This window comes from Flavobacterium sp. N2270, from assembly GCF_025947225.1.
Classification (GTDB): Bacteria; Bacteroidota; Bacteroidia; order Flavobacteriales; family Flavobacteriaceae; genus Flavobacterium.
The window spans coordinates 1,257,835-1,278,674 of record NZ_CP110005.1 but is presented as its reverse complement, the minus strand read 5'-3'; the positions used below and the strand labels follow the sequence as shown (position 1 = coordinate 1,278,674).

18 protein-coding genes and 2 tRNA genes are annotated in these 20,840 nt (G+C 29.5%); 9 read left to right on the top strand and 11 right to left on the bottom strand.

What is annotated here, in order from left to right; all coding sequences use genetic code 11:
- Window positions 1-3 precede the first annotated feature (3 nt).
- From OLM55_RS05890 to alaS, 8 genes are all read right to left on the bottom strand, one after another.
- Window positions 4-1,014 (bottom strand): hypothetical protein, encoded by a 1,011-nt coding sequence (locus OLM55_RS05890; RefSeq protein ID WP_264560482.1) that lies wholly within the window; start codon window positions 1,012-1,014, stop codon window positions 4-6.
- Window positions 1,014-1,973 carry a hypothetical protein gene (locus OLM55_RS05885; protein ID WP_264560481.1) on the bottom strand — a complete coding sequence of 320 codons (960 nt, stop codon included), beginning with the start codon at window positions 1,971-1,973 and terminating at the stop codon, window positions 1,014-1,016. The genes OLM55_RS05890 and OLM55_RS05885 overlap by 1 nt, the downstream gene beginning before the upstream one ends.
- A 6-nt stretch (window positions 1,974-1,979) precedes the next feature.
- On the bottom strand, window positions 1,980-2,936 hold the full coding sequence (locus OLM55_RS05880; RefSeq protein ID WP_264560480.1) for a hypothetical protein: 957 nt from the start codon (window positions 2,934-2,936) through the stop codon (window positions 1,980-1,982).
- Between the two features lie 92 nt (window positions 2,937-3,028).
- A complete protein-coding gene (locus OLM55_RS05875; protein WP_264560479.1) occupies window positions 3,029-4,102 on the bottom strand; it encodes a hypothetical protein in 1,074 nt (357 codons plus the stop codon).
- Between the two features lie 11 nt (window positions 4,103-4,113).
- Window positions 4,114-4,593, bottom strand: coding sequence for a hypothetical protein (locus OLM55_RS05870; protein WP_264560478.1), 480 nt, complete (start codon window positions 4,591-4,593; stop codon window positions 4,114-4,116).
- A gap of 78 nt (window positions 4,594-4,671) precedes the next feature.
- The gene (locus tag OLM55_RS05865; protein ID WP_264560600.1) at window positions 4,672-5,625 is read right to left on the bottom strand and encodes a GSCFA domain-containing protein; all 954 of its coding nucleotides are present in this window, start codon (window positions 5,623-5,625) and stop codon (window positions 4,672-4,674) included.
- A gap of 84 nt (window positions 5,626-5,709) precedes the next feature.
- Window positions 5,710-6,474: a hypothetical protein gene (locus OLM55_RS05860; RefSeq protein ID WP_264560477.1), complete on the bottom strand. Its 765-nt coding sequence runs from the start codon at window positions 6,472-6,474 to the stop codon at window positions 5,710-5,712.
- A 130-nt stretch (window positions 6,475-6,604) separates the two neighbouring features.
- Window positions 6,605-9,241: an alanine--tRNA ligase gene (alaS, locus tag OLM55_RS05855; protein ID WP_264560476.1), complete on the bottom strand. Its 2,637-nt coding sequence runs from the start codon at window positions 9,239-9,241 to the stop codon at window positions 6,605-6,607.
- A 183-nt stretch (window positions 9,242-9,424) separates the two neighbouring features.
- Here alaS and OLM55_RS05850 point away from each other — a divergent pair, with 183 nt between their 5' ends.
- Genes OLM55_RS05850 through OLM55_RS05830 form a run of 5 tightly spaced genes read left to right on the top strand, consistent with a single transcriptional unit; the run spans window position 9,425 to window position 12,634 of the window.
- Entirely contained in the window at window positions 9,425-10,402 is a 978-nt protein-coding gene (locus OLM55_RS05850; protein WP_264560475.1) for a M23 family metallopeptidase, read from the top strand.
- On the top strand, window positions 10,402-10,731 hold the full coding sequence (locus tag OLM55_RS05845; RefSeq protein WP_264560474.1) for a MerR family transcriptional regulator: 330 nt from the start codon (window positions 10,402-10,404) through the stop codon (window positions 10,729-10,731). Before OLM55_RS05850 ends, OLM55_RS05845 begins: the two co-directional genes overlap by 1 nt.
- Window positions 10,732-10,743: 12 nt before the next feature.
- Entirely contained in the window at window positions 10,744-11,361 is a 618-nt protein-coding gene (locus OLM55_RS05840; RefSeq protein WP_264560473.1) for a LemA family protein, read from the top strand.
- Window positions 11,361-11,798, top strand: a complete 438-nt coding sequence (locus OLM55_RS05835) for a TPM domain-containing protein (RefSeq protein WP_264560472.1) — start codon at window positions 11,361-11,363, stop codon at window positions 11,796-11,798. Before OLM55_RS05840 ends, OLM55_RS05835 begins: the two co-directional genes overlap by 1 nt.
- Window positions 11,798-12,634, top strand: a complete 837-nt coding sequence (locus tag OLM55_RS05830) for a TPM domain-containing protein (RefSeq protein ID WP_264560471.1) — start codon at window positions 11,798-11,800, stop codon at window positions 12,632-12,634. Before OLM55_RS05835 ends, OLM55_RS05830 begins: the two co-directional genes overlap by 1 nt.
- Window positions 12,635-12,692: 58 nt before the next feature.
- Here the strand turns inward: OLM55_RS05830 and OLM55_RS05825 are convergent, their stop codons facing one another.
- A complete protein-coding gene (locus OLM55_RS05825; protein WP_264560470.1) occupies window positions 12,693-15,479 on the bottom strand; it encodes an outer membrane beta-barrel protein in 2,787 nt (928 codons plus the stop codon).
- 134 nt (window positions 15,480-15,613) lie between these two features.
- Window positions 15,614-16,924, bottom strand: a complete 1,311-nt coding sequence (gene der / locus OLM55_RS05820; protein ID WP_264560469.1) for a ribosome biogenesis GTPase Der — start codon at window positions 16,922-16,924, stop codon at window positions 15,614-15,616.
- A gap of 167 nt (window positions 16,925-17,091) precedes the next feature.
- On the opposite strand from der, the gene OLM55_RS05815 reads away from it, so the two are divergent.
- On the top strand, window positions 17,092-17,586 hold the full coding sequence (locus OLM55_RS05815; RefSeq protein ID WP_264560468.1) for a hypothetical protein: 495 nt from the start codon (window positions 17,092-17,094) through the stop codon (window positions 17,584-17,586).
- A gap of 32 nt (window positions 17,587-17,618) precedes the next feature.
- Here the strand turns inward: OLM55_RS05815 and era are convergent, their stop codons facing one another.
- Window positions 17,619-18,503, bottom strand: coding sequence for a GTPase Era (gene era / locus OLM55_RS05810; RefSeq protein ID WP_264560467.1), 885 nt, complete (start codon window positions 18,501-18,503; stop codon window positions 17,619-17,621).
- A gap of 153 nt (window positions 18,504-18,656) precedes the next feature.
- On the opposite strand from era, the gene OLM55_RS05805 reads away from it, so the two are divergent.
- From OLM55_RS05805 to OLM55_RS05795, 3 genes are all read left to right on the top strand, one after another.
- A tRNA-Met gene (locus tag OLM55_RS05805) sits at window positions 18,657-18,729 on the top strand.
- 34 nt (window positions 18,730-18,763) lie between these two features.
- Window positions 18,764-18,836, top strand: a tRNA-Met gene (locus OLM55_RS05800).
- A 114-nt stretch (window positions 18,837-18,950) separates the two neighbouring features.
- The gene (locus OLM55_RS05795) at window positions 18,951-20,780 is read left to right on the top strand and encodes a hypothetical protein (RefSeq protein WP_264560466.1); all 1,830 of its coding nucleotides are present in this window, start codon (window positions 18,951-18,953) and stop codon (window positions 20,778-20,780) included.
- Window positions 20,781-20,840 lie beyond the last annotated feature (60 nt).

Genomic DNA, 20,840 nt, shown 5'->3' with positions numbered 1-20,840 from the left:
AACTTATCGTTTGTACTTTTTATAAACAAATCTAAAAATAACAAAAAGAAGTAAACCAATTAAAATAACAGGTAAATAAATTACTGCCAAAGTTAAAATCATAGGCAAATAAGCTAATGCATCTGTTTTAATTTCATATGGATTATTACTCGTGAATTTTTCTAGATTAAAAGGTAAAACAGTTTTTGACAATATATCTATTGAATGATATAATGTTACCTCGTTTTGTAAAACAGTTTCAAAATTGAAATTTTCAACAGTTTCACTGTACGTTATGATTAAATTATCTTCAGGTTTAGGTGAAAAATTAATTTTACTTCCCGCAAGGATTTCTTTATTTGGCACTCTTTTAAAACCAAAATGATCGGAAATTCCTTGGATATTTTCTAACTTTAAATCATCTTTTAATTCAACTATAAAATTTCCACTTTCTATAGGTTGTTTCCATACTTTCCCTGATTCTAAAAGGTAAGTAAAAACATTAAAATTAGCGCTTGAATAACCTTTTGTTATTTGAGCATTATTAGTATTTACAATAAAATAAACCTCAACAATATTAATGCTTTTAGGCAGGAAATTCATTTTCCAAAGCAACCAATTGTCATTATTAAAAGTCATGACTTCATTTGTATCTTCAAATTTAGATTTTAAAATTTCAACATTTTGATGATTCGATTTTACTTTAAACTTATAAATTGAATCTAACGACACCTGGTTTAAATGATGATCACCTCCATTATAAATTCCATTAATAGGATAACCCATTCTAAAAGACAATTTTTCTGAAGAAGTATTTACCATTTTGTATGTTCCTTTTACAACAGCATAACCTTTATAAAGCTGAATGTAAATAGATTCTTCTTGCATTTGGACTTTTTTGTAAGCCAAAGAATCTTCGGGAAAAAGCATAGAAAACGCAGTACCTCCACTGTTGTATATTCCTGGTTGAGAAACATTGGAACAACAAAAAACAATAATTAAAAATAAACCAAAGAAGCTAACTATTTTTTTCATTATTTAAACATTGCTTTTAATTCATTTATTGTAAATATATTAAAATCTGTTGATCCGCTTTCTGTTCCGTCTGCGTAAGTAATTTTTCTAAAAGTATAATATTTACGTTCTTCTTTAAACATTTTATCAATACCCATTTTTGCAATCCAGTCGTTGTTTTCATTGTTTTTACAATGTTCATTAACTATAACTTTTACATATGCGGAATTTGATTTGTTTAATAAGTATTCTTTAAACTTAGCAAAACTCATGTTTTCATTGATGATTTTTGATTCAATTTTATTTATTTCTAGAAGTGGTTTAGCATGATTTAATTGCAATAACATTTCGCTTTTTTCTTCTTTCAAATAAGCTTTTGAAAATTTATCATTTCCATCATATTCTACTACCACTTTATCGTCAATATAAAGTTTCATGTTTTGAGAAGAAATAGTATCGTTATTAAAGTACTGAATAACTGTTTTATACAATTTTTCTTGATTATAATAGTACTTTTCAATAGAATAATTAGAATTATATACTCCTTTTATTTCTATTAATTTATTGTCTTTATCATAAGAAAACAAGAACTCGTTTTTATAATATTTGGCTTGATAAGTTTTTTGTTTTAAATTATCGTTTTCATATTTAAAAGTCATAACAGAGTTAAAATTTGGTCGATTTTTAACCTTTACTTCTCGCTGAATTATTTTATCATTTTCATATTTAGAAATCTCAGAAGTTGAACTTGCATAATCTCCATATATATTAAATTCATGAAGTAGAATAGATCCATTTTCGTTAAATGTATATAAATCACTTGCATTGTCAGTTACAAACTTATCTTCCATTGAGTAAGTCATAGACTCTATTTTAACTGGCTTTTTTTGTATTCCCAAATCTTTATAAGAAATGTTATCTGTTTGAGAAAAAGTAAAAGCAAAAATACTTAAGAATAATATTGTGATTTTTAGTTTCATGTTTATTTATTTTAATAATGCATTAAATTCGTTTACTGCAGCTATATTAAAATCTATAGAGCCACTTTCTGTTCCGTCTGCGTAAGTGATTTTTCTAAAATAGAATTGTTTTGCCTCTGGACTTGAAGTATCAAAACTGCATTTAACAATCCAATCGTTGTTTTCGTTTAATTTATAGTAATCTTGAGTAATAATTTTAGCGTCTTTAATGCTTAAAATTAAGTTTCTAAATTCTTCTTGAGTCATTCTCTTATCGTTAACTAAATCGCATAAATTTAAAAATTCATTTGCTAAACGATTTGGCTTTAAAGGCAATTCTATTATTTCACTTGAATTTTGAGAAGTTGTGTAAAACATAATTTTATCTTCCGTTGAGCTATAATTTGCCACCATTTTATCTTTTATGTACAATTCGCCAGAAACTATTGAAACTGTATCGGCTGTATAATATGACGATTCTGTTTTCCAAAGCTCATCTTCATTAGCATACATGTATTTTTCATACTGATAGTTACTAGAAAACTTCCCAAAAATTTGTTCAATATTGTTCTGCTTATTATAACTTATATTATATGAACTGTTGTATCCTTTTGTATCAATATTAATTGTTGAAAATTTATTGTCTGATGTGTAAGTATATTTGTTTTTTGAAGTAAAATCCTTACGTTTAGAATTAAGATAAACTGTTTCAATTAAAAGATTATTTTTATAAATATAGTTTTTTTTGGTTACCAAATTATCTGAGTAATAAGTAGTTTTTATATAAGCTATTTTTCCAGCATCGTTAAAAAATTGCTCTTCTATTCTATTATCAATAACCACTTTATCTTCTAAGTTAAAAAGTATAGTTTCTGTTTTTGAAACTTGTTTTTTGAAATCAAAATCTTGATATGTAATCTTAGGAATTTGTGCAAAAACAAATCCTTGAAAAAGTAAAAATAGTATTAAAAATATTTTTTTCATTCTGTTTAAATTTACATTCAAAATTCCCCTTTTTTATAACCAAAAAAAATAGGGCAATTGCCCTATTTTCAAACAAGTAAATCAAAACAAAACTATTTGAAATTGCTCTCAAATTCATTTAAATGAAAATCTAAAAATGCTTTACCTGCTTTAATAACACCTTCATTATACTTTTTTGTATCTACTGGAATAATTGTTGTTTTAGAAGAAGATTTATTTTCTGCCTCATAGTATTTCCCAAAATAGGTATCTGTACCTACAAAATCTACTGCTCCTTTTGAATAACTTTGAATCACTTTTTCATCGATGACATTTTCAATTGTAAAGTCTTTCTTTAATCCACCTGTATAGACCGATTCTGCACTTCCTCCAATTTTATATTTTCCGCAAACAAAATTTATAGTATTTGCACCCGTAACATATTCAACTTGTTTTCTAAAAGCAATACTATTATCATCACTTTTTGCAGAAATAGTTTCATTTGATACTAAGCTTAATTGCGTTTTTATTTTAATATTTGCAGCACTTCCTTGGAAAGCATAAACATCTTTCATAAAAAACACATACAAATCTACCGACACAACGACTGCATCATCTAAATCTTTAGATAAATTTTGAGGCGTTTTATCTAAAGTTGCAAATTTAGCTGCAATAGCTTTTCCTACTTTCGATCTATCCAAATAGTAAAAATCAAATCCTTCTGGAACAGCTGTAATTATTCCTGGCTTATCAGATGTAATTACAAATGGACCGCTTGCTTTTGTAAAACCATCATAAGTTTCTGTTTTTCCGGCTACATCTGCTGATATTATTTCAAAACCTTTAGCTTTTAATTGAATAACAAAATCTTGATACAATGTGTTTGTAATAGTTTGGAAGTCATTTTCTGTTAAACTTCCTAATCCTACCATTAACTCAGCAGTTGCATCTCCACGAACGCCTTTATCTCTAAATAATGCGCCTCCTTTTTTTGTTTTTTCTTTTTCATTAAATAATTGATAATTTATTGAAAAATTAGAAATATAAATTTTCTTAGGCTTTGATTTTAATTTTCCTAATCCAAATGTGTCATCTTTAGGCTTAAATTCGCCTAGCTCTTGAGCTCTTGAAGTTGTTGCTATTCCAAGAAAAGCAACTAACATTACTAATCTAAAAAATATTTTCATTTTAACTGTTATTACTTAATTAAGCCTTCAGTATCCTTATCTAAGCTTAACGTAAGAGCTGTTTTGTATAATTTTAAAGCACCAATAAGTGATTTTTTAGTAAATCCTCCCTCAGTAAAAAAATAATAATAGTATCCAAAGTTATTTGACTTCTCTGAATATACCGTTTTCACTAGTGCAACTTCTCCGTTAATTTTATTCATCAAATCCATAATCTTATCTTTTCTTGCTCCATCTACAATTCTGTAAATACCTGAAAAAGTAACATATCGTTTATTTGGATCAATATCTATAAAAACACTATACGTGTCTTTAACTTTGATATAAGTATCACCTACTTCTTCAATATCAATATAAGCATCTTGAAAAGTTTGTTTTAAAAATTGAACAGAGATTTCTTCGGGCTGAACTAATTGTTGAGCACTTGAAAAAGATGTAGCAAATAAGATTGTACAAACTAATAACGATTTAAATAATTTTGCGATTTTCATAATGTGAGTTTTTAAAGTTTTATATAATTCAAAATTCACAAAAAAGGGCTTTATAAGAAATAGGGCATTTGCCTTATTTTAAGAAAAATTCACAAAAGGCAATTGATTTTGAAGAGTTTGTATTTTTTGATTAAGAGTTTTTAAAAATTTATGATGATTCTCTGAATCAGGATTAAATGGTCGATGCAATAGTGATTTCTGAATAGAATCGACTTCTTCCATTATTTTTTGACTTTCATCTGAAATTGAGCTTTCTGAAAAACGTTCCCAAATATAATCAACAGCAACCTGATTAGGATGCAACATGTCCGCAGCATAAAAACGATAATCGCGCAATTCATCCATCATAATTTCATAACTAAGAAAATAATTGATAGTTGATGATTGACAATTGATAATGTTATGAATTGCAGAAATTAAATGTGCTTTACTTAATGTGTTTTCTACAAAACCGTCTTTTATGTGACGAACAGGTGAAACGGTAAAAATGAAATTGCAGTTTGAATTTACTTTTTGAATTAATTCAATTGTATTTTGAATAGATTTTTCCGTAGTTTCAATAGAAAGTAATTCTTTAGTAAACTGTTTTTGCGGCACTTTATGACAATTGGCAACAATTTCGTTGTTTTCTATATTTCGATAGATCCAAGAAGTTCCAAGTGTAATGATAAAGTGAGTTGAATCTTTTATTTGGTTATGAATTGATTCAACCAATTGATTCAAAATAATTAAAAAATCTTCTTTATTAGGGTTTGAAAGCTCCGAATGCACTTCATAACAATGCCATAAATTATTATGAAAAAAAATATCTTTTTCTGTGAATTCTATTTTGTTTACAATTCGGTTTACCAATTTCTCTATTGAAACCGGATTGAAAATTATCCCGAAAGGATTAACTATATTCTGAAATTTAAAATAATTAAACTTCTCACTCATGTTTTCAGCAAAACACGAACCCAATGATATAATTTTAGAATTATAATCTATTGGAGCATTACTTTTAGAAATGGGAATTTGAGTTCTGAAATGCATAAAACTATTTTTATCAAAAGTAATCATAAAAAAGAAACCCAAAACGAGTTGTTTTGGGTTTTCTTTAATATTTTTACCCAAATTTTAGTTATAAAAAAAAGCATAACTAAAAGCAAAGCCTTCACTAAAACTTTCAACCATTGATGTTGGGAAACCAGAAGAAGAATATTGGTAAACAGAAGAAACCGAACTAGTTGGTGAACCAGTATAATTCCATTCTGAAGTTAAAACATTAGAAAATTTTGCTTGTGTATAACGATTAAATAATTTATTATATCCTAATATATTTTTATAGGGAGAATTAAGTACATCATGAGTTATATTTATTTCCGCAAGCAAATCACCATTATCATTATACTCCTCAACTTTTATTATTTCATTATTTGCGCCAAAAAAATATTTTCCTGACTTAAAAAAAATATTTTGAATAAATAAATCCCCAGAATACGCATCAAAAGAAATAGTCCCATCATTATTATATGTGTAAATAGTTTTTATTCCTGAAGGCGAACTTGTATGAAATAAGTCAATCGTACTCAATACTTCTTCACTGCCATTATATTCAATAATATATTCTGAATAATTACTAGTTCCATTTTGTGTATATTCAATTCTTGATATCAAATCACCAGTATAAGTATATCGTTCAAACTCTCCGCTTGATTTTACAATGCTGTCTAACTTTGTATCTGTATAAAAATAATCAGATTCCAACACACTTCCATCATCATATGTCAAAATCATTTTTTTTAACAAAGTTGGAATAGCAACTGATGAAGGAGAATCTTCACCTGTACATGACGTTAAAAAAAGTGCAATAGCACTAAAAAGACAAAGTATTTTATTCATGATATTTAATTCTAATAAATTTTCATAAAGAAAAAAAAAAAAAAAACGGTTTTGCAACTTTTAAGTATAAAAAAATCCCAATAACTTTAAACTATTGGGATTTCTTAAATTATTATGTGAAAATTGAAAGCTACTTCACAAAATCAACTGCTTTTTCCAGAGCTTCCTTAATTCCAGCAGCATTTTTTCCACCAGCAGTTGCGAAAAACGGTTGTCCTCCACCTCCCCCTTGGATGTATTTTCCAAGTTCTCGAACTACTTGTCCAGCATTTAAACCTTTTGCGTCTACTAATTCTTTAGAAATATAGCAAGTCAGCATTGGTTTGTCATCTGTTGCAGTTGCTAAAACTAAGAACAAGTTCGTTTCGTTATTTCCTAATTCGTAAGCCAAGTCTTTAGCACCATTCGCATCTAAATCAACTTGCGTAGCTAAGAATTTCACTCCATTTATTTCTTTAATTTGAGATGCTAAATCTCCTTTTAATCCTTTTGCTTTATCTTTCAATAGTTGTTCCACTTGTTTTTTCAGTTTTGCATTTTCATCTTGTAATGAAATAACTGCTTTAATAGTATCTTGAGGATTTTTCAACGTTTCCTTGATTTCGGCTAAAGTGTTTTCTTGATTTGCAAAATAAGCTCTAACTCCATCACCCGTAATCGCTTCAATACGTCGAATTCCTGCTGCAACAGCACCTTCAGAAGTGATTTTAAACGACCAAATATTTGCTGTGTTTGCAACGTGAATTCCACCACAAAGCTCCATAGAATCGCCAAACTTAATAGCACGAACGTTATCACCATATTTTTCCCCAAATAAAGCCATTGCTCCTTCATCTAATGCTTGTTGAATTGGAATACTTCTTCTTTCGATTAAAGGGATTTGTTCTTGAATTCGTTGGTTTACAAAATCTTCCACTTGTTTGATTTCTTCATCTGTTACTTTAGAAAAATGAGAAAAGTCAAAACGCAAGTAATTTGGGTTAACCAACGAACCTTTTTGCTCTACATGAGTTCCTAAAATCGTTCTCAAAGCCAAATGCATCAAATGCGTAGCCGAATGATTTTTAGAAGAAGCTGTTCTTAAATCGGTATTTACTTTAGCCACAAAACTTGCTGAAACATTTTCAGGTAATTTTTTAGCAATATGCAATATTAAATTGTTTTCTTTTTTAGTGTCTATAATTTCGATTGATTCGTTAGCAGAAACTAAAGTTCCTTTATCTCCAACTTGTCCTCCACCCTCTGGATAAAACGGAGTTGCATCTAAAACGATTTGGTATAAAATTCCGTCTTTCTTAGAATCTACTTTACGAATTCTTGTGATTTTCACATCATTTTCCGTTTGGTCATAACCAACAAAAGTTTCTGTATTTCCTTCCACTAAAATTTTCCAATCATCTGTTGAAACTTCCGAAGCTGCACGAGAACGGTTTTTTTGTTCTTGCATGGCTTTTTCAAATCCAGCTTCGTCTAATTCAAAACCTCTTTCTCTTAAAATTAAGGCAGTTAAATCAATTGGAAACCCAAAAGTATCATATAATTCAAATGCTTTTGCACCATCCACTTGTTTTCCTTTTGTATCAGCAATTACATTATCTAACAGTTGTAAACCTTGATCTAAAGTTCTTAAAAAAGAAGCTTCTTCTTCACGAATTACATTGGTCACTAAAGCTTGTTGTTTTCTGATTTCTGGGAAAAATTCACCCATTTGATTGGCTAAAACCTCAACCAATTGATAAATGAAAGGCTCTTTCGTTCCTAAAAACGTAAATCCGTAACGAATTGCACGACGCAAAATTCTACGAATTACATAACCTGCACCAGTGTTAGAAGGTAATTGTCCGTCTGCAATAGCAAAAGCCACAGCACGAACGTGATCTACAATAACACGAATAGCGATATTGGTTTTATTTTGCTCTTCTGATATGTTTTTTACTTCGTTTGAAGTGTATTTTAAGCCTGTAATTTGTTCCACTTTCTCAATTAGTGGTGTAAAAACATCTGTATCGTAATTAGAAGTCACGTTTTGCATTGCCATACACAAACGCTCAAATCCCATTCCGGTATCTACGTGTTGTGCTGGCAATTTTTCTAATGAACCATCTGCTTTACGGTTGAATTCCATAAATACATTGTTCCAAATTTCCACTACTTGAGGGTGATCTGCATTTACTAATGAAAAACCTGACACTTTAGCTCTTTCTTCATCGGAACGTAAATCGATATGGATTTCAGAACAAGGACCACAAGGGCCTTGATCGCCCATTTCCCAGAAATTATCTTTCTTATTTCCTTTGATGATTCGGTCTTCACTAACAAATTGTTTCCACAAGTCAAATGCTTCTTGATCAAAAGGTACATTTTCTGCTTCATTTCCTTCAAAAACAGAAACATATAAACGGTCTTTGTCTAATTTCAACACTTCAGTTAAAAATTCCCAAGCCCAGTCGATAGCTTCTTTTTTGAAATAATCCCCAAAAGACCAGTTTCCAAGCATTTCGAACATCGTATGATGATAAGTATCAAAACCTACATCTTCTAAATCATTATGTTTTCCTGAAACACGAAGGCATTTTTGCGTATCGGCAATTCTATTACTTTTTGGCGTGGCGTTTCCTAAAAAATATTCTTTAAACTGAGCCATCCCAGAATTATTAAACATTAAAGTTGGATCGTCTTTTAAAACGATTGGCGCAGAAGGAACGATTAAATGCCCTTTGCTTTCAAAGAATTGTAGAAACTGCTTACGAATGTCTTGTGATTTCATCTTTACTTTTTAAATTTCATTTTTGATAACTCTTTATTGTCATCAAGTTTATATTTACAAGGGGGTTATTAGAAACAAAAAGTTTCGCATTAAATAATAGTATAAAACGTAACATTTATTAAATTTGTTCGTATAACCATTGTAAACCAAATTAAACTGGTGCAAAAATAGTAATTTTAGAACATGTCTAAGGTAAAATATTATTACGATTCCGAAAATTTAGCATATAAACGTATAAAACCTCAAAAACGTAAAAAATTTGCATACATTTTCTTATTTTTATTATCATCGCTACTATTTGGTTTTTTATGTTTAGTTCTATTGATAAATACACCTTATTTTGAAACACCAAAAGACAAATTACTTACTGGTGAATTAGAAACAATGAAGTTAAATTATAAGTTAATGAATCGAAAGGTAGATTTAATGACTGATGTTTTAACAGCTATTGAAGAAAGAGATAATAATATTTATAGAATTTACTTTAATACTTCTCCCATTCCTAATGAGGAACGTAAAGCAGGTTTTGGAGGAACAAATAGATATAAGGATTTAGAAGGATTTAATAATTCAGAATTAGTTATAAATACCAATAAAAAAGTAGACATGCTTACAAAAGAGCTTGTCATACAATCAAAATCATTAGATGAGATTGTAGCTTTAGCAAAACAAAAAGAAAAGTTATTGGCTGCAATTCCTGCAATTCAACCGGTTAAAAATGAAGATTTGAAAAGAATGGCTTCTGGTTTTGGATATAGAAGTGACCCTTTTACAAAAATTAGAAAATTTCATTATGGAATGGATTTTACTGCAAAAACCGGAACTCCTGTTTATGCAACTGGAGATGGAGTTGTTCTAAAAGCAGACAATTCGCTTTCAGGATATGGAAATCATATAGAAATAAATCATGGTTATGGCTATGTAACTTTATATGCTCATTTAAGTAAATACAATTGTAGAGCAGGTCAAAAAGTAAAAAGAGGCGACATTATTGGATATGTAGGAAGTACAGGAAGAAGTGAAGCGCCCCATTTACATTATGAAGTAATTAAAGGAAAAGAAAAAATTAATCCGTTGAATTTTTATTACGGAAGTATTTCAGCTCAAGAATATGTTGAAATTACAAAACTTGCCAATCAAGAAAACCAATCTTTAGACTAATGCATTTAGAATTACCAGAGAAAAGATATTACAGCATTGGCGAAGTTGCCAAAGCATTTGATGTTAACGCATCGCTAATTCGTTTTTGGGAAAAAGAATTTGATATTATAAAACCCAAGAAAAATGCAAAAGGGGATCGGAAATTTACTCCTGAAGACATAAAAAACCTTCAATTAATTTTCCATTTGGTTAAAGAAAGAGGTTTTACGCTTGATGGCGCAAAAATACATCTAAAAGAAAACCAAAAGAAAACCTTAGATAAATTTGAAATCATTAGAAAATTAGAAACTATAAAATCACAATTAACAAATCTTAAAAATCAACTTTAAAAAATTAAACTTATGAAAAAATTCTTACCATGGATTATAGCAGTCGTAGTTATATTTGGAATGTACAGCTATGTAAAAGGAATTAATAATACAGCTGTAACTTTAGATCAAAGCGTACAAGAAGCCTGGGGAAATGTAAACACCTCTTACCAAAGAAGAAATGATTTAATTGGTAACTTAGTTAAAACCGTTAAAGGTGCTGCTGATTTTGAAAAATCAACTTTAGAAGCTGTAATTAACGCACGTTCAAAAGCAACATCTGTTACTATTGACCCAACGAACATTTCTCCAGAACAATTAGCGCAATTTAATCAAGCGCAAAGTGGAGTTTCATCTGCTTTATCAAGATTATTAGTAACAGTTGAAAGATATCCTGATTTAAAAGCCAATCAGAATTTCTTAAAATTACAAGACGAATTAGCAAGTACAGAAAATCAAATTTTAACAGCTAGAACTCGTTTTAACGAAGCTGTAAAACCATACAACAACCACATTAAAATTTTCCCAAACAATTTATTTGCAGGAATGTTCGGATTTAAAGAAAAAGTATATTTCGAAGCAGTTGCTGGGGCAGAAAAACCAGTTGACGTAGAGTTTGATTTTGGAAACGACAAAGAAGAAACAAAATAATGTCTAAAACCGAAGATTTCTTAACCAAAGAAGAAGAACAAGAAATTGTTCAAGCTATAGTTACAGCCGAAAAAAACACTTCGGGGGAAATTCGTGTACATATTGAAGAAACATCAGAAAAACCTCCTATCGAAAGAGCTAAGGAGGTTTTTTCTACACTAGAAATGCACAAAACAGAAGCCAGAAATGGCGTATTGTTTTATATAGGTGTCGCCAATAAAGGTTTCGCTATTTTAGGTGATGAAGGAATAAACAACGTTGTAGAAGCTGATTTTTGGGATTGCACAAAAGACCTTGTTTTAGAACATTTTAAAAATAAAGAATTTAAGAAAGGTTTAGTTGAAGGCGTTTTAAGAGCAGGTGAAAAATTGAAACATTATTTTCCATATCAGTCTGATGACACTAACGAACTTTCTAATGAAATATCAAAAGGATAATGAGAATAAGTAAAAAGGCAAAAGATAAAAGGCAAAAGATAAAAATAGTACGTAATCTATTTTTATTGTTTACCCTATTCTTCAGTAGCAATTTACTGTTTTCTCAGTATAACATTCCTGAAGTTCCAAAATTTCAAACGAGTGTATATGATTATGCAAACGTTTTATCTGCTTCAGAAAAGCAACAATTAGAAGAAAAACTAATCCATTTTTCCGACTCAACAACTACACAAATTGTTGTTATTACTATTGAAAGCCTTAAAGGCGAAGACATTGGAATTCTTACTCCTAAGTGGGGACAAGAATGGGGAATTGGTGGAACAGAAAAAAATGACAATGGTGTCATAATTTTATTAGCTAGAGACGAACGTAAAATATGGATTTCGCCTGGTTATGGCTTGGAACAATATTTATCTGCAGGAATAACTGGCGAAATTGTTAGAGACATAATTATTCCTGAATTTAAAGCAGGAAGTTATTATAATGGACTAAATGCTGGTACTGACGCCATTTTTGAAGTTATTAAGGGAACTTACAAAGGAACTCGCAAACAAAACAATAAAGGAAGCGGAATTCCTGTTTTCATTTTTATTTTCTTTATAATTATACTTATCATTTTAATTTCAAAAAACAAAGGCAACGGTAACAACAACGGAACAGGTGGTTTTGGCGGTCCTAGCCTAATGGATGTAATTATCTTAAGCAGCCTAGGTCGTGGAAACGGCGGAGGAAGTTTTGGTGGTGGTTCATCTGGTGGTGGTTTTGGTGGAGGAGGTTTCGGTGGTGGCTTTGGCGGCGGCGGTTTCTCTGGTGGAGGAGCTGGCGGAAGTTGGTAATTCAATTAACATAATAAATTAAAAAAAAACTCGTTAGAAAATCTAACGAGTTTTTTTATTAATCGATTATAATGAATGAATTATCGTCTTTTTTCTTCCCTCCAAACTTTTCTAATTTATAGGTCAAAGAGAACATTGCATATTGCTGTAAAACTGTATTCTCAGCATCAGTAATTGCTGTTGGTGTAATTGTTCTGGTGGCACTTACATTTTGATTTAAAACATCATATACTTTTACTTTTGCTAATAATTTATCTTGAAAGAAATTATATCCTAAACTCAAATTCCATAAATAAAAATCTTTTTGGAAACCATCGGCAATATTTGAGTTGTAATTATAACCAAAATCACTTCCTAAAACTACCTTTTTAGGCCAATAAGTTGTAATTTCTAATTTAGCATTATGTAAGAAGTTATTTGTATTATCAATCACATAATTAGTAAAATCATTTGTTATGTATGTATATTTATACGACGGACTAATTGTAATTAATTCATCGATAATCCAAGAAGCATTAATTTTCGGATTTAAATTCAACCCTCTTGATTCAAACAATGTAGTATTTGTTAATCCTTGATTATAGTCATAACCAACTTGCAATCCAAATCCGTATTTAAACGTTCTTGTTTCCTTTTTCAAGGATTTACTAAAGCTAAAGCCAATATAAGAACTATATGCTTTATCTACATTTTGATAAGTTGTTGTTGCTTTAAAATCTGAATCGTAGGTAGTTGAAGCCACAATTTGATTTACATCATAATCTCCTCCTGCATAAGCATAAAAACCACTTCGTGTAGGGTAATCATAATTATTAAAGTTCAAATAAAGAGAATAATTTTCATTTGGTTTTAAATCAGCATTCCCTATAAATGTATTCAAAGGATTTGAAAGGTTCTGGAAAGGTAAAATTTGATTTGCAGTAGGAAGATTAACGCTATATGAGTAATAACTGTAGATAGATTTTGATTTTGCCAATGTAATACTTAAATAACCATTCATTTTTGGATACATGTAATTTTTATTTACAGTAGTTTTAGTTGACAAATAATTAGACTGATTGTTGAAGTTTATAATTTCAGTTCCCATTGAAATACTTCCTCTAATTTTCTTTTTTCGAATACTAATTCCCGCCATTGGAATAACAGATGAAGTAGTTGAAAATATATCGTTTGAAAGTATATCGTTAAAAGTATCGTACTCATTAATTGAAGTGTTAAAATCAAAAGTGTTTCTTGAGTCTTTAGATTTTTTGTAACTGTAAGTTGTTTTAAAATTAAAAACAAGAGAATCCATCAAAGGTTCAGAATACCCTATTTCTGCTCTAAAACTATCTTTTCTTGAATCGTCAGCTCTAAACTGATCTCTATCATCGTTTGAGCTACCCGATTGTAAAAAAGTAGTGGTTGTTTTTGTATATAAATCGGAATTGTTTTTACTGTTCTCATTATTAAACGAAGCGCTAATTCCTCTACCTTTTTTCTTTAACCCTTTATAAAAGTAGATGTTGTTTTTGAAAGTATTATTATTACTTGCCCAACTATTATCCGTTGTGTTTTCGTTTAAAGCAGCTCCAGATTCATCAAATGTTGCATCAAATCCTGAGTTATTATTTACAATTTCACTTTTAGAAAAACTTGGACTTATGTATAATGTTGCAGTTGAATCTAGTTTTATTTCAAAATCCATTGCAATATTGTGTCCATCAGTAGTTGATTTTGTTTTTGATTCTGCAAGTGTATTTGTGTTTCCTGCAGGTAGTAAATTAACACGGTTGGTTCTATTAGAATTATTGGTTTCTGCATTAGAATAATAGTAACTTCCATTTGGACTAATTTTCTTATTTGCCCATTCATCTGCATAATTTACACCAATCATATTTGATTGTGTAATTCCATTATTTCCACCAAATTGCATTCCGTTAATACCAAAACTTCCGTTATCGTTAATCCAAATAGAGCTATTTCTTCCGCCGCCCATATTGTCAAATATTTCATCCATTGAAAAACCAATAGAATTAATATTATTTGAAGAACCTAAAACACTAATTTTTTGAACATCTTTAAAATAGTTAAACAATAAACTTGATTCATACCGATTGTCAGTTCCATAACCTGCTGTAACTTTACCAAACATTCCTTTATTTTTATCTTCTTGAATGGTTAAGTTTATCGTTTTTTCATTAGAAGTAGCATCTTGACCAGAAAGCTCTTCTTCTTTTGTTTTGGTATCAGAAACTTGTACCTTTTCAATCATATCTGCCGGTAAATTTTGGGTTGCAATTTTCCCGTCTTTACCAAAAAAAGGCTTTCCATTAACCAAAATATTATTTACTTCTTTACCGTTTACCGTTATTTTTCCTTCTTCATCAATTTCTACTCCTGGCAATTGTTTCAATAAGGCTTCAACGTTAGCATCTGGCCTTACTTTAAAAGAGGAAGCATTAAATTCTAGAGTATCATTTTTAATTGTAATTGGTGGTGCTTCAGACTTTACAACAACTTCGTTTAACGTATTTACATTTTCAGATAATCTTAGAAAACCAAAATCTTTATCTTGATTTATAGATTCTAATTTTTCAGAATAATCAATATATCCAATGTATGAAATTTTAAAAGCTACTGAGGTTTCAATTTTTTTAGTTTTTATTTCAAAGTTTCCGTTTTTATCTGAAATAGTATAATCTAAAACAGCATCAGTATTAATTGACTTTAAGTAAATTGTTGCTGATTCTAGTGGAAGTGAAGTTTCTTTATCAACCACTTTCCCTTTTAAGGAAACTGTATTCTGACTATAATTTGCTGTGAAATAAAATAAAAATAATGTAAATATTACTTTTTTGAACATATTGATAACGTTGTTTAGTTTACTTTTTTTAATTAAACAACGAAATAAAATAATTATTGTGTAAATAAAATTTTTCTTACGAAAAATTTAACTTTTTACAACAAAAAACCGAAGCATTAACTTCGGTTTTTATATTATTTCTGTCTAAAATAAATATCTATTGGTACTCCACTAAAGTTATATTCTTGTCGCAATTGATTTTCAATAAATCGCTTATATGGGTCTTTTACATATTGTGGTAAGTTAGCAAAGAAAACAAACTGTGGTGTAGCCGTTGGCAATTGCATACAATATTTAATTTTTACATATTTACCTTTTAATGCTGGTGGTGGCATTCTTTCAATAATAGGCAACATGGTGTCGTTAAACTTAGAAGTTGGAATACGTTGTTTTCTATTTTCAAAAACTTCAACAGCAGCTTCTAACGCTTTTAGTAAACGTTGTTTTGTAAGTGCAGACACAAACAAGATAGGCACATCTGTAAAAGGTTTTAATTCTTCACGTATACGTGCTTCATATTCTTTAGTAGACATGGTGTCTTTTTCAATTAAATCCCATTTGTTTACTAAAATTACAATTCCTTTTCTGTTTTTTTCAGCTAACCAAAAAATACTTTGATCTTGACCTTCAAATCCTCTGGTTGCATCAATCATTAAAATACAAACATCACTATGTTCAATTGCTCTTACTGAACGCATTACTGAGTAAAATTCTAAATCTTCTTTTACTTTAGCTTTTCTACGAATTCCAGCAGTATCCACTAATTTAAATTCAAATCCAAAACGATTATAAGTGGTATCAATTGCATCACGAGTTGTTCCGGCAATATCTGTAACTACAAATCGTTCTTCTCCAATTAATGCATTGATAAAAGATGATTTTCCTGCATTTGGTCGACCAACAACTGTAAAACGAGGCAATGGATTTTCTTCAACAACAACTTCTGGCATTTCTGGCAAAGCTTCAACAAGAGCATCTAACAAATCTCCTGTACCACTTCCACTCATTCCTGCAATTGTAAAATAATCACCTAAACCTAGATTATAGAATTCTACAGCGTCTTTTTCACGCATTGCATTATCTACTTTATTTACAGCAATTAAAATAGGTTTTGTGACTTTACGAAGTAATTTAGCCACTTCTGCATCCATAGGAGTTATACCTTCTTCAACATCAACCATGAAGATAATAGCATCTGCTTCATCGATAGCTAATTCTACCTGACGGCGAATTTCGCCTTCAAATACATCATCAGAGCCTTTTATATAACCTCCAGTATCAATTACAGAAAACTCTTTTCCATTCCATTCACTTTTTCCGTAATTTCTATCACGTGTTACTCCACTAACCGAATCTACAATCGCATCTCTACGTTGAATTAATCGATTGAACAAAGTTGACTTACCAACATTTGGCCTTCCTACTATGGCAACAATATTATTCATACTCCTATTTTTGAATTTGCAAAAGTACAATTTTTTTCGGAGCTTTTAAAGTATGCAATACAACACGATTAATTTATATTTTTTTATTTCAACTTCAACTGATATTTATCTCTGATTTATTTGAAAACTATTATTTTTTTTTACTTTAGCTTTCAAATAAACTATATATGGAAATAGAAAATAATATTGTGTTACGACCAAGGTTTCAAAAAGACATTGCGTTGACTACCGAAACTATTTTAGAAAATGCTAAAAAATTAAAAGAAGAAGTAAAAGAAGATTATCGTATTAAAATTTCAGATAATCATATTTTCTTTTTTATAACATTAGCTAAAAGAAAATATTATTCGCCTCATTTGCATATTGAATTAGAAGAAAACGAAGACAAAACCACTCATATAAAAGGGTTATTTGGTCCAGACCAAACTGTTTGGACTTTTTTTATGTTTCTTCATTTTATTATTGCAGGGATTTTTTTAATCTTCTCAATGATAGCTTATTCTCATTGGAGATTAAAACAATCTACTACATTAGATTTTATAATTATGGGCACAATGGTTGTTTTTTGGTTTGCACTATATACTCAAGCCAGAATAAATAGAAAAAAATGTGCTCCGCAAATGTATAAGTTAGAAGATTTAATGAATAAGATATTAGAATAAAAAAAAGCCTATCGAGTTCGATAGGCTTTTTTTTAATTATTATTATAACCAAATCTTTTTAATTGATAAGCACTGCTTCTCCAATCTTTATTTACTTTAACGTAAGTTTCAAGATGAATTTGTTTTCCAAAGAACTTCTCTAAATCGGCTCTTGATTGAATTCCAACTCTTTTTAAAGCCGAACCTTTATGCCCAATAATGATACCTTTTTGAGAATCTCTCTCAACCATAATTACAGCTCTAATTCTAATTATTTTTTCATCTTCAAGAAATTCTTCTGTTTCAATTTCAACAGCGTATGGAATTTCTTTGTCGTAATTAAGAAGTATTTTTTCTCTAATAATTTCGTTAACAAAGAAACGTTCAGGTTTGTCTGTTAAAGTGTCTTTTGGATAAAAAGGTGGTGAAACTGGTAGTAATTCAACAATTCTATCAAAAACCATTTGAACATTAAAATTTTCTAAAGCCGAAATAGCAAAAATTTCTGCATTTGGCACTTTTTCAGACCATAATTCAACTTGTTCGTCTAATTCTTCTTGGTTTGACTTATCAATTTTATTTAAAATTAATAAAACAGGAATTTTTGAATGGATAATTTTATTAAAAAAAGCTTCGTCTTTTAACTCCTTCTCTCCTATTTCCACCATATAAATAAGCACATCAGCATCTTCAAAAGCACTTTTTACAAAGTCCATCATTGACTTTTGCATTTCGTATGCAGGTTTAATAATACCAGGTGTATCAGACAAAATCATTTGAAAATCATCTCCATTTACAATTCCTAAAATTCTATGACGAGTTGTTTGTGCTTTACTTGTAATAATTGACAAACGCTCACCAACAAAAGCATTCATTAATGTAGATTTACCAACGTTTGGATTTCCAATAATATTTACAAAGCCCGCTTTATGATCCATTTAAAATATATTAATTCTTATTGTGAATATTTTTTGACTTAAAAAGTCTAGTTTACAAAGGTAATCATATCAGTTGAATACAAGAAATAAAAGAATATTTATTAAAAAACACTTGTATATTCAAATAATCGTTGTACTTTTGCACTCACAAATCGCGGGATAGAGCAGTAGGCAGCTCGTCGGGCTCATAACCCGAAGGTCACAGGTTCGAGTCCTGTTCCCGCTACTAAGTAACCTTATTGAGAGTACAAAACGCACATCGCGGGATAGAGCAGTAGGCAGCTCGTCGGGCTCATAACCCGAAGGTCACAGGTTCGAGTCCTGTTCCCGCTACTAAGAAGCTTTCTAGAAATAGAAAGCTTTTTTTATATAAAAAAATGCCTGTTGATTAATTTCCAATTTTTCTCGTAAAGATTCTTTAAATTTGAAAAAATCTCTTCTATATAAATGAAAATTAAAACATTTATTTTTTTATTATTTTGTCTCTTATGGAATAACAATTCCTTTTCCCAAAACATTACAGAAGCAAAAGACACAGTTTCTGTTTATCAGAATATTAAAGAATTTTCAGTTAAAAACAATGTTTCAGATTTTTTCTACAAACTGATTTTTAAATTAAAAAAGAAAAATAAAAATAGAAAAATTGTCAATACGAATTCAATAATTTCAGACACCTTAAACTATAATTCAAAAATAATAAGAAACATTTACATTGAAACTTATGATCCTTTTGGCTATTCTATTCAAGACAGCTTGAAGAAACCTGAAAACAAAATTGACAAGTTTGGAAATGCATTACATATAAAAACTAAAAAAATCACTATAAAAAACCTTCTTTTATTTAAAAAAAATGAACCTTTTGACCAACTAACCATCAATGAATCAGAACGTTTAATAAGAAGTCAACGCTATACAAGAAGAGTTACAATCACTCCCTTACCTATTTCAACCGAAAATGATTCAATAGATATTTTTGTAAAAGTATTAGATTCATGGAGCTTATTACCTAACGGAAGTGCATCATCAAATCAAGCAACAGGGAAACTAACTGAACGTAACTTGCTTGGATTAGGCCATCGAATCAGTGGGACATATAAAACCCGATTTGAAGACAAAGAAAAAGCTATTTCAGGATCATATACAGTTAACAACATAAAAAACACCTATCTACAATTTATTTTAGGCTATACTAACGACTTTGACAACAACAGTAAAAGAAGTGTAAATTTAAAAAGAGATTTCTTTTCACCAGTAACTAAATGGGCTGGTGGAGTATACTTTGAAAATAAAATTCAAAACGAAAAATTTATAAGCATTCCAGATACTATTGTTAATAATATGATAAAATCTGAGTATCAAGAATATTGGATTGGTAAATCATTTAAAATTTTTAGTTCCAATGATTACTTCAAAAGAAGCACACGATTAATAACTTCTATTACTTACCAAAAAACAAATTATTTGACAAAAGCAACATCTTATGCTGATCCTTATGATTATTTTTCAAACACAAAAAATATAATTGGACAAATAGGAATTACTTCGCAAAAATACTATAAAGATCAATTTTTATTTAATTATGATATTACTGAAGACGTACCTTATGGGGAAATATTTGCAATTATTATTGGTCTTCAAAACAAAAACAATCAAGAACAAATGTATTTTGGAGCAAAAGCATCAAGAGGCAGAAAATACAGTTTTGGCTACACTAGTTTTGACCTAGAATGGGGAAGTTTTTTTAATAATAACACTGCATTTCAAACAGCTTTTAAAACCGAAATTAACTATATAAGTCCTTTAATTGAGCTAAAAAATTGGAAAATTAGACAATTTATAAAACCTTCATACACTTGGGGAAACAACAGAAACCCGTCTGAAAAGGACAAATTATCTTTAAATGAAGAATATGGGATTCAAGGCTTCAATAGCTCTATTTTAGGCACACAAAAATGGCTAGTATCATTTCAAACACAAACATATACACCCGGAAGTTGGAATGGTTTTAGATTTAGTCCCTATCTTAATTTTACTTTAGGAAGCATCAACCACAAAAATGTTGATTTATTTAAAAATAAAGTGTACACTAAAATTGGTATTGGAGCATTAATTAACAACGACTTCTTAGTTTTTAATAGTTTTCAAATTTCATTTTCTTATTACCCAAATATTCCGTTAGAAGGAGACAACATCTTAAAAACAAATTCTTTCGAAAACAATGATTTGTCACTTCCTGAATTTCAACTAAATAAGCCAGAATATATTAATTATCAATAAAATATTTTTTATTAGTCTATAAAAATTAAAAAGAGTAGTTTTGCACAAAATTTAAAATTA

What these genes read in the sequence shown, in the direction of transcription:
- OLM55_RS05890 (WP_264560482.1), bottom strand. Translation starts at nt 1,014, where the DNA reads ATGAAAAAAATAGTTAGCTTCTTTGGTTTATTTTTAATTATTGTTTTT.
- OLM55_RS05885 (WP_264560481.1), bottom strand. Translation starts at nt 1,973, where the DNA reads ATGAAACTAAAAATCACAATATTATTCTTAAGTATTTTTGCTTTTACT.
- OLM55_RS05880 (WP_264560480.1), bottom strand. Translation starts at nt 2,936, where the DNA reads ATGAAAAAAATATTTTTAATACTATTTTTACTTTTTCAAGGATTTGTT.
- OLM55_RS05875 (WP_264560479.1), bottom strand. Translation starts at nt 4,102, where the DNA reads ATGAAAATATTTTTTAGATTAGTAATGTTAGTTGCTTTTCTTGGAATA.
- OLM55_RS05870 (WP_264560478.1), bottom strand. Translation starts at nt 4,593, where the DNA reads ATGAAAATCGCAAAATTATTTAAATCGTTATTAGTTTGTACAATCTTA.
- OLM55_RS05865 (WP_264560600.1), bottom strand. Translation starts at nt 5,625, where the DNA reads ATGCATTTCAGAACTCAAATTCCCATTTCTAAAAGTAATGCTCCAATA.
- OLM55_RS05860 (WP_264560477.1), bottom strand. Translation starts at nt 6,474, where the DNA reads ATGAATAAAATACTTTGTCTTTTTAGTGCTATTGCACTTTTTTTAACG.
- alaS (WP_264560476.1), bottom strand. Translation starts at nt 9,241, where the DNA reads ATGAAATCACAAGACATTCGTAAGCAGTTTCTACAATTCTTTGAAAGC.
- OLM55_RS05850 (WP_264560475.1), top strand. Translation starts at nt 9,425, where the DNA reads ATGTCTAAGGTAAAATATTATTACGATTCCGAAAATTTAGCATATAAA.
- OLM55_RS05845 (WP_264560474.1), top strand. Translation starts at nt 10,402, where the DNA reads ATGCATTTAGAATTACCAGAGAAAAGATATTACAGCATTGGCGAAGTT.
- OLM55_RS05840 (WP_264560473.1), top strand. Translation starts at nt 10,744, where the DNA reads ATGAAAAAATTCTTACCATGGATTATAGCAGTCGTAGTTATATTTGGA.
- OLM55_RS05835 (WP_264560472.1), top strand. Translation starts at nt 11,361, where the DNA reads ATGTCTAAAACCGAAGATTTCTTAACCAAAGAAGAAGAACAAGAAATT.
- OLM55_RS05830 (WP_264560471.1), top strand. Translation starts at nt 11,798, where the DNA reads ATGAGAATAAGTAAAAAGGCAAAAGATAAAAGGCAAAAGATAAAAATA.
- OLM55_RS05825 (WP_264560470.1), bottom strand. Translation starts at nt 15,479, where the DNA reads ATGTTCAAAAAAGTAATATTTACATTATTTTTATTTTATTTCACAGCA.
- der (WP_264560469.1), bottom strand. Translation starts at nt 16,924, where the DNA reads ATGAATAATATTGTTGCCATAGTAGGAAGGCCAAATGTTGGTAAGTCA.
- OLM55_RS05815 (WP_264560468.1), top strand. Translation starts at nt 17,092, where the DNA reads ATGGAAATAGAAAATAATATTGTGTTACGACCAAGGTTTCAAAAAGAC.
- era (WP_264560467.1), bottom strand. Translation starts at nt 18,503, where the DNA reads ATGGATCATAAAGCGGGCTTTGTAAATATTATTGGAAATCCAAACGTT.
- OLM55_RS05795 (WP_264560466.1), top strand. Translation starts at nt 18,951, where the DNA reads ATGAAAATTAAAACATTTATTTTTTTATTATTTTGTCTCTTATGGAAT.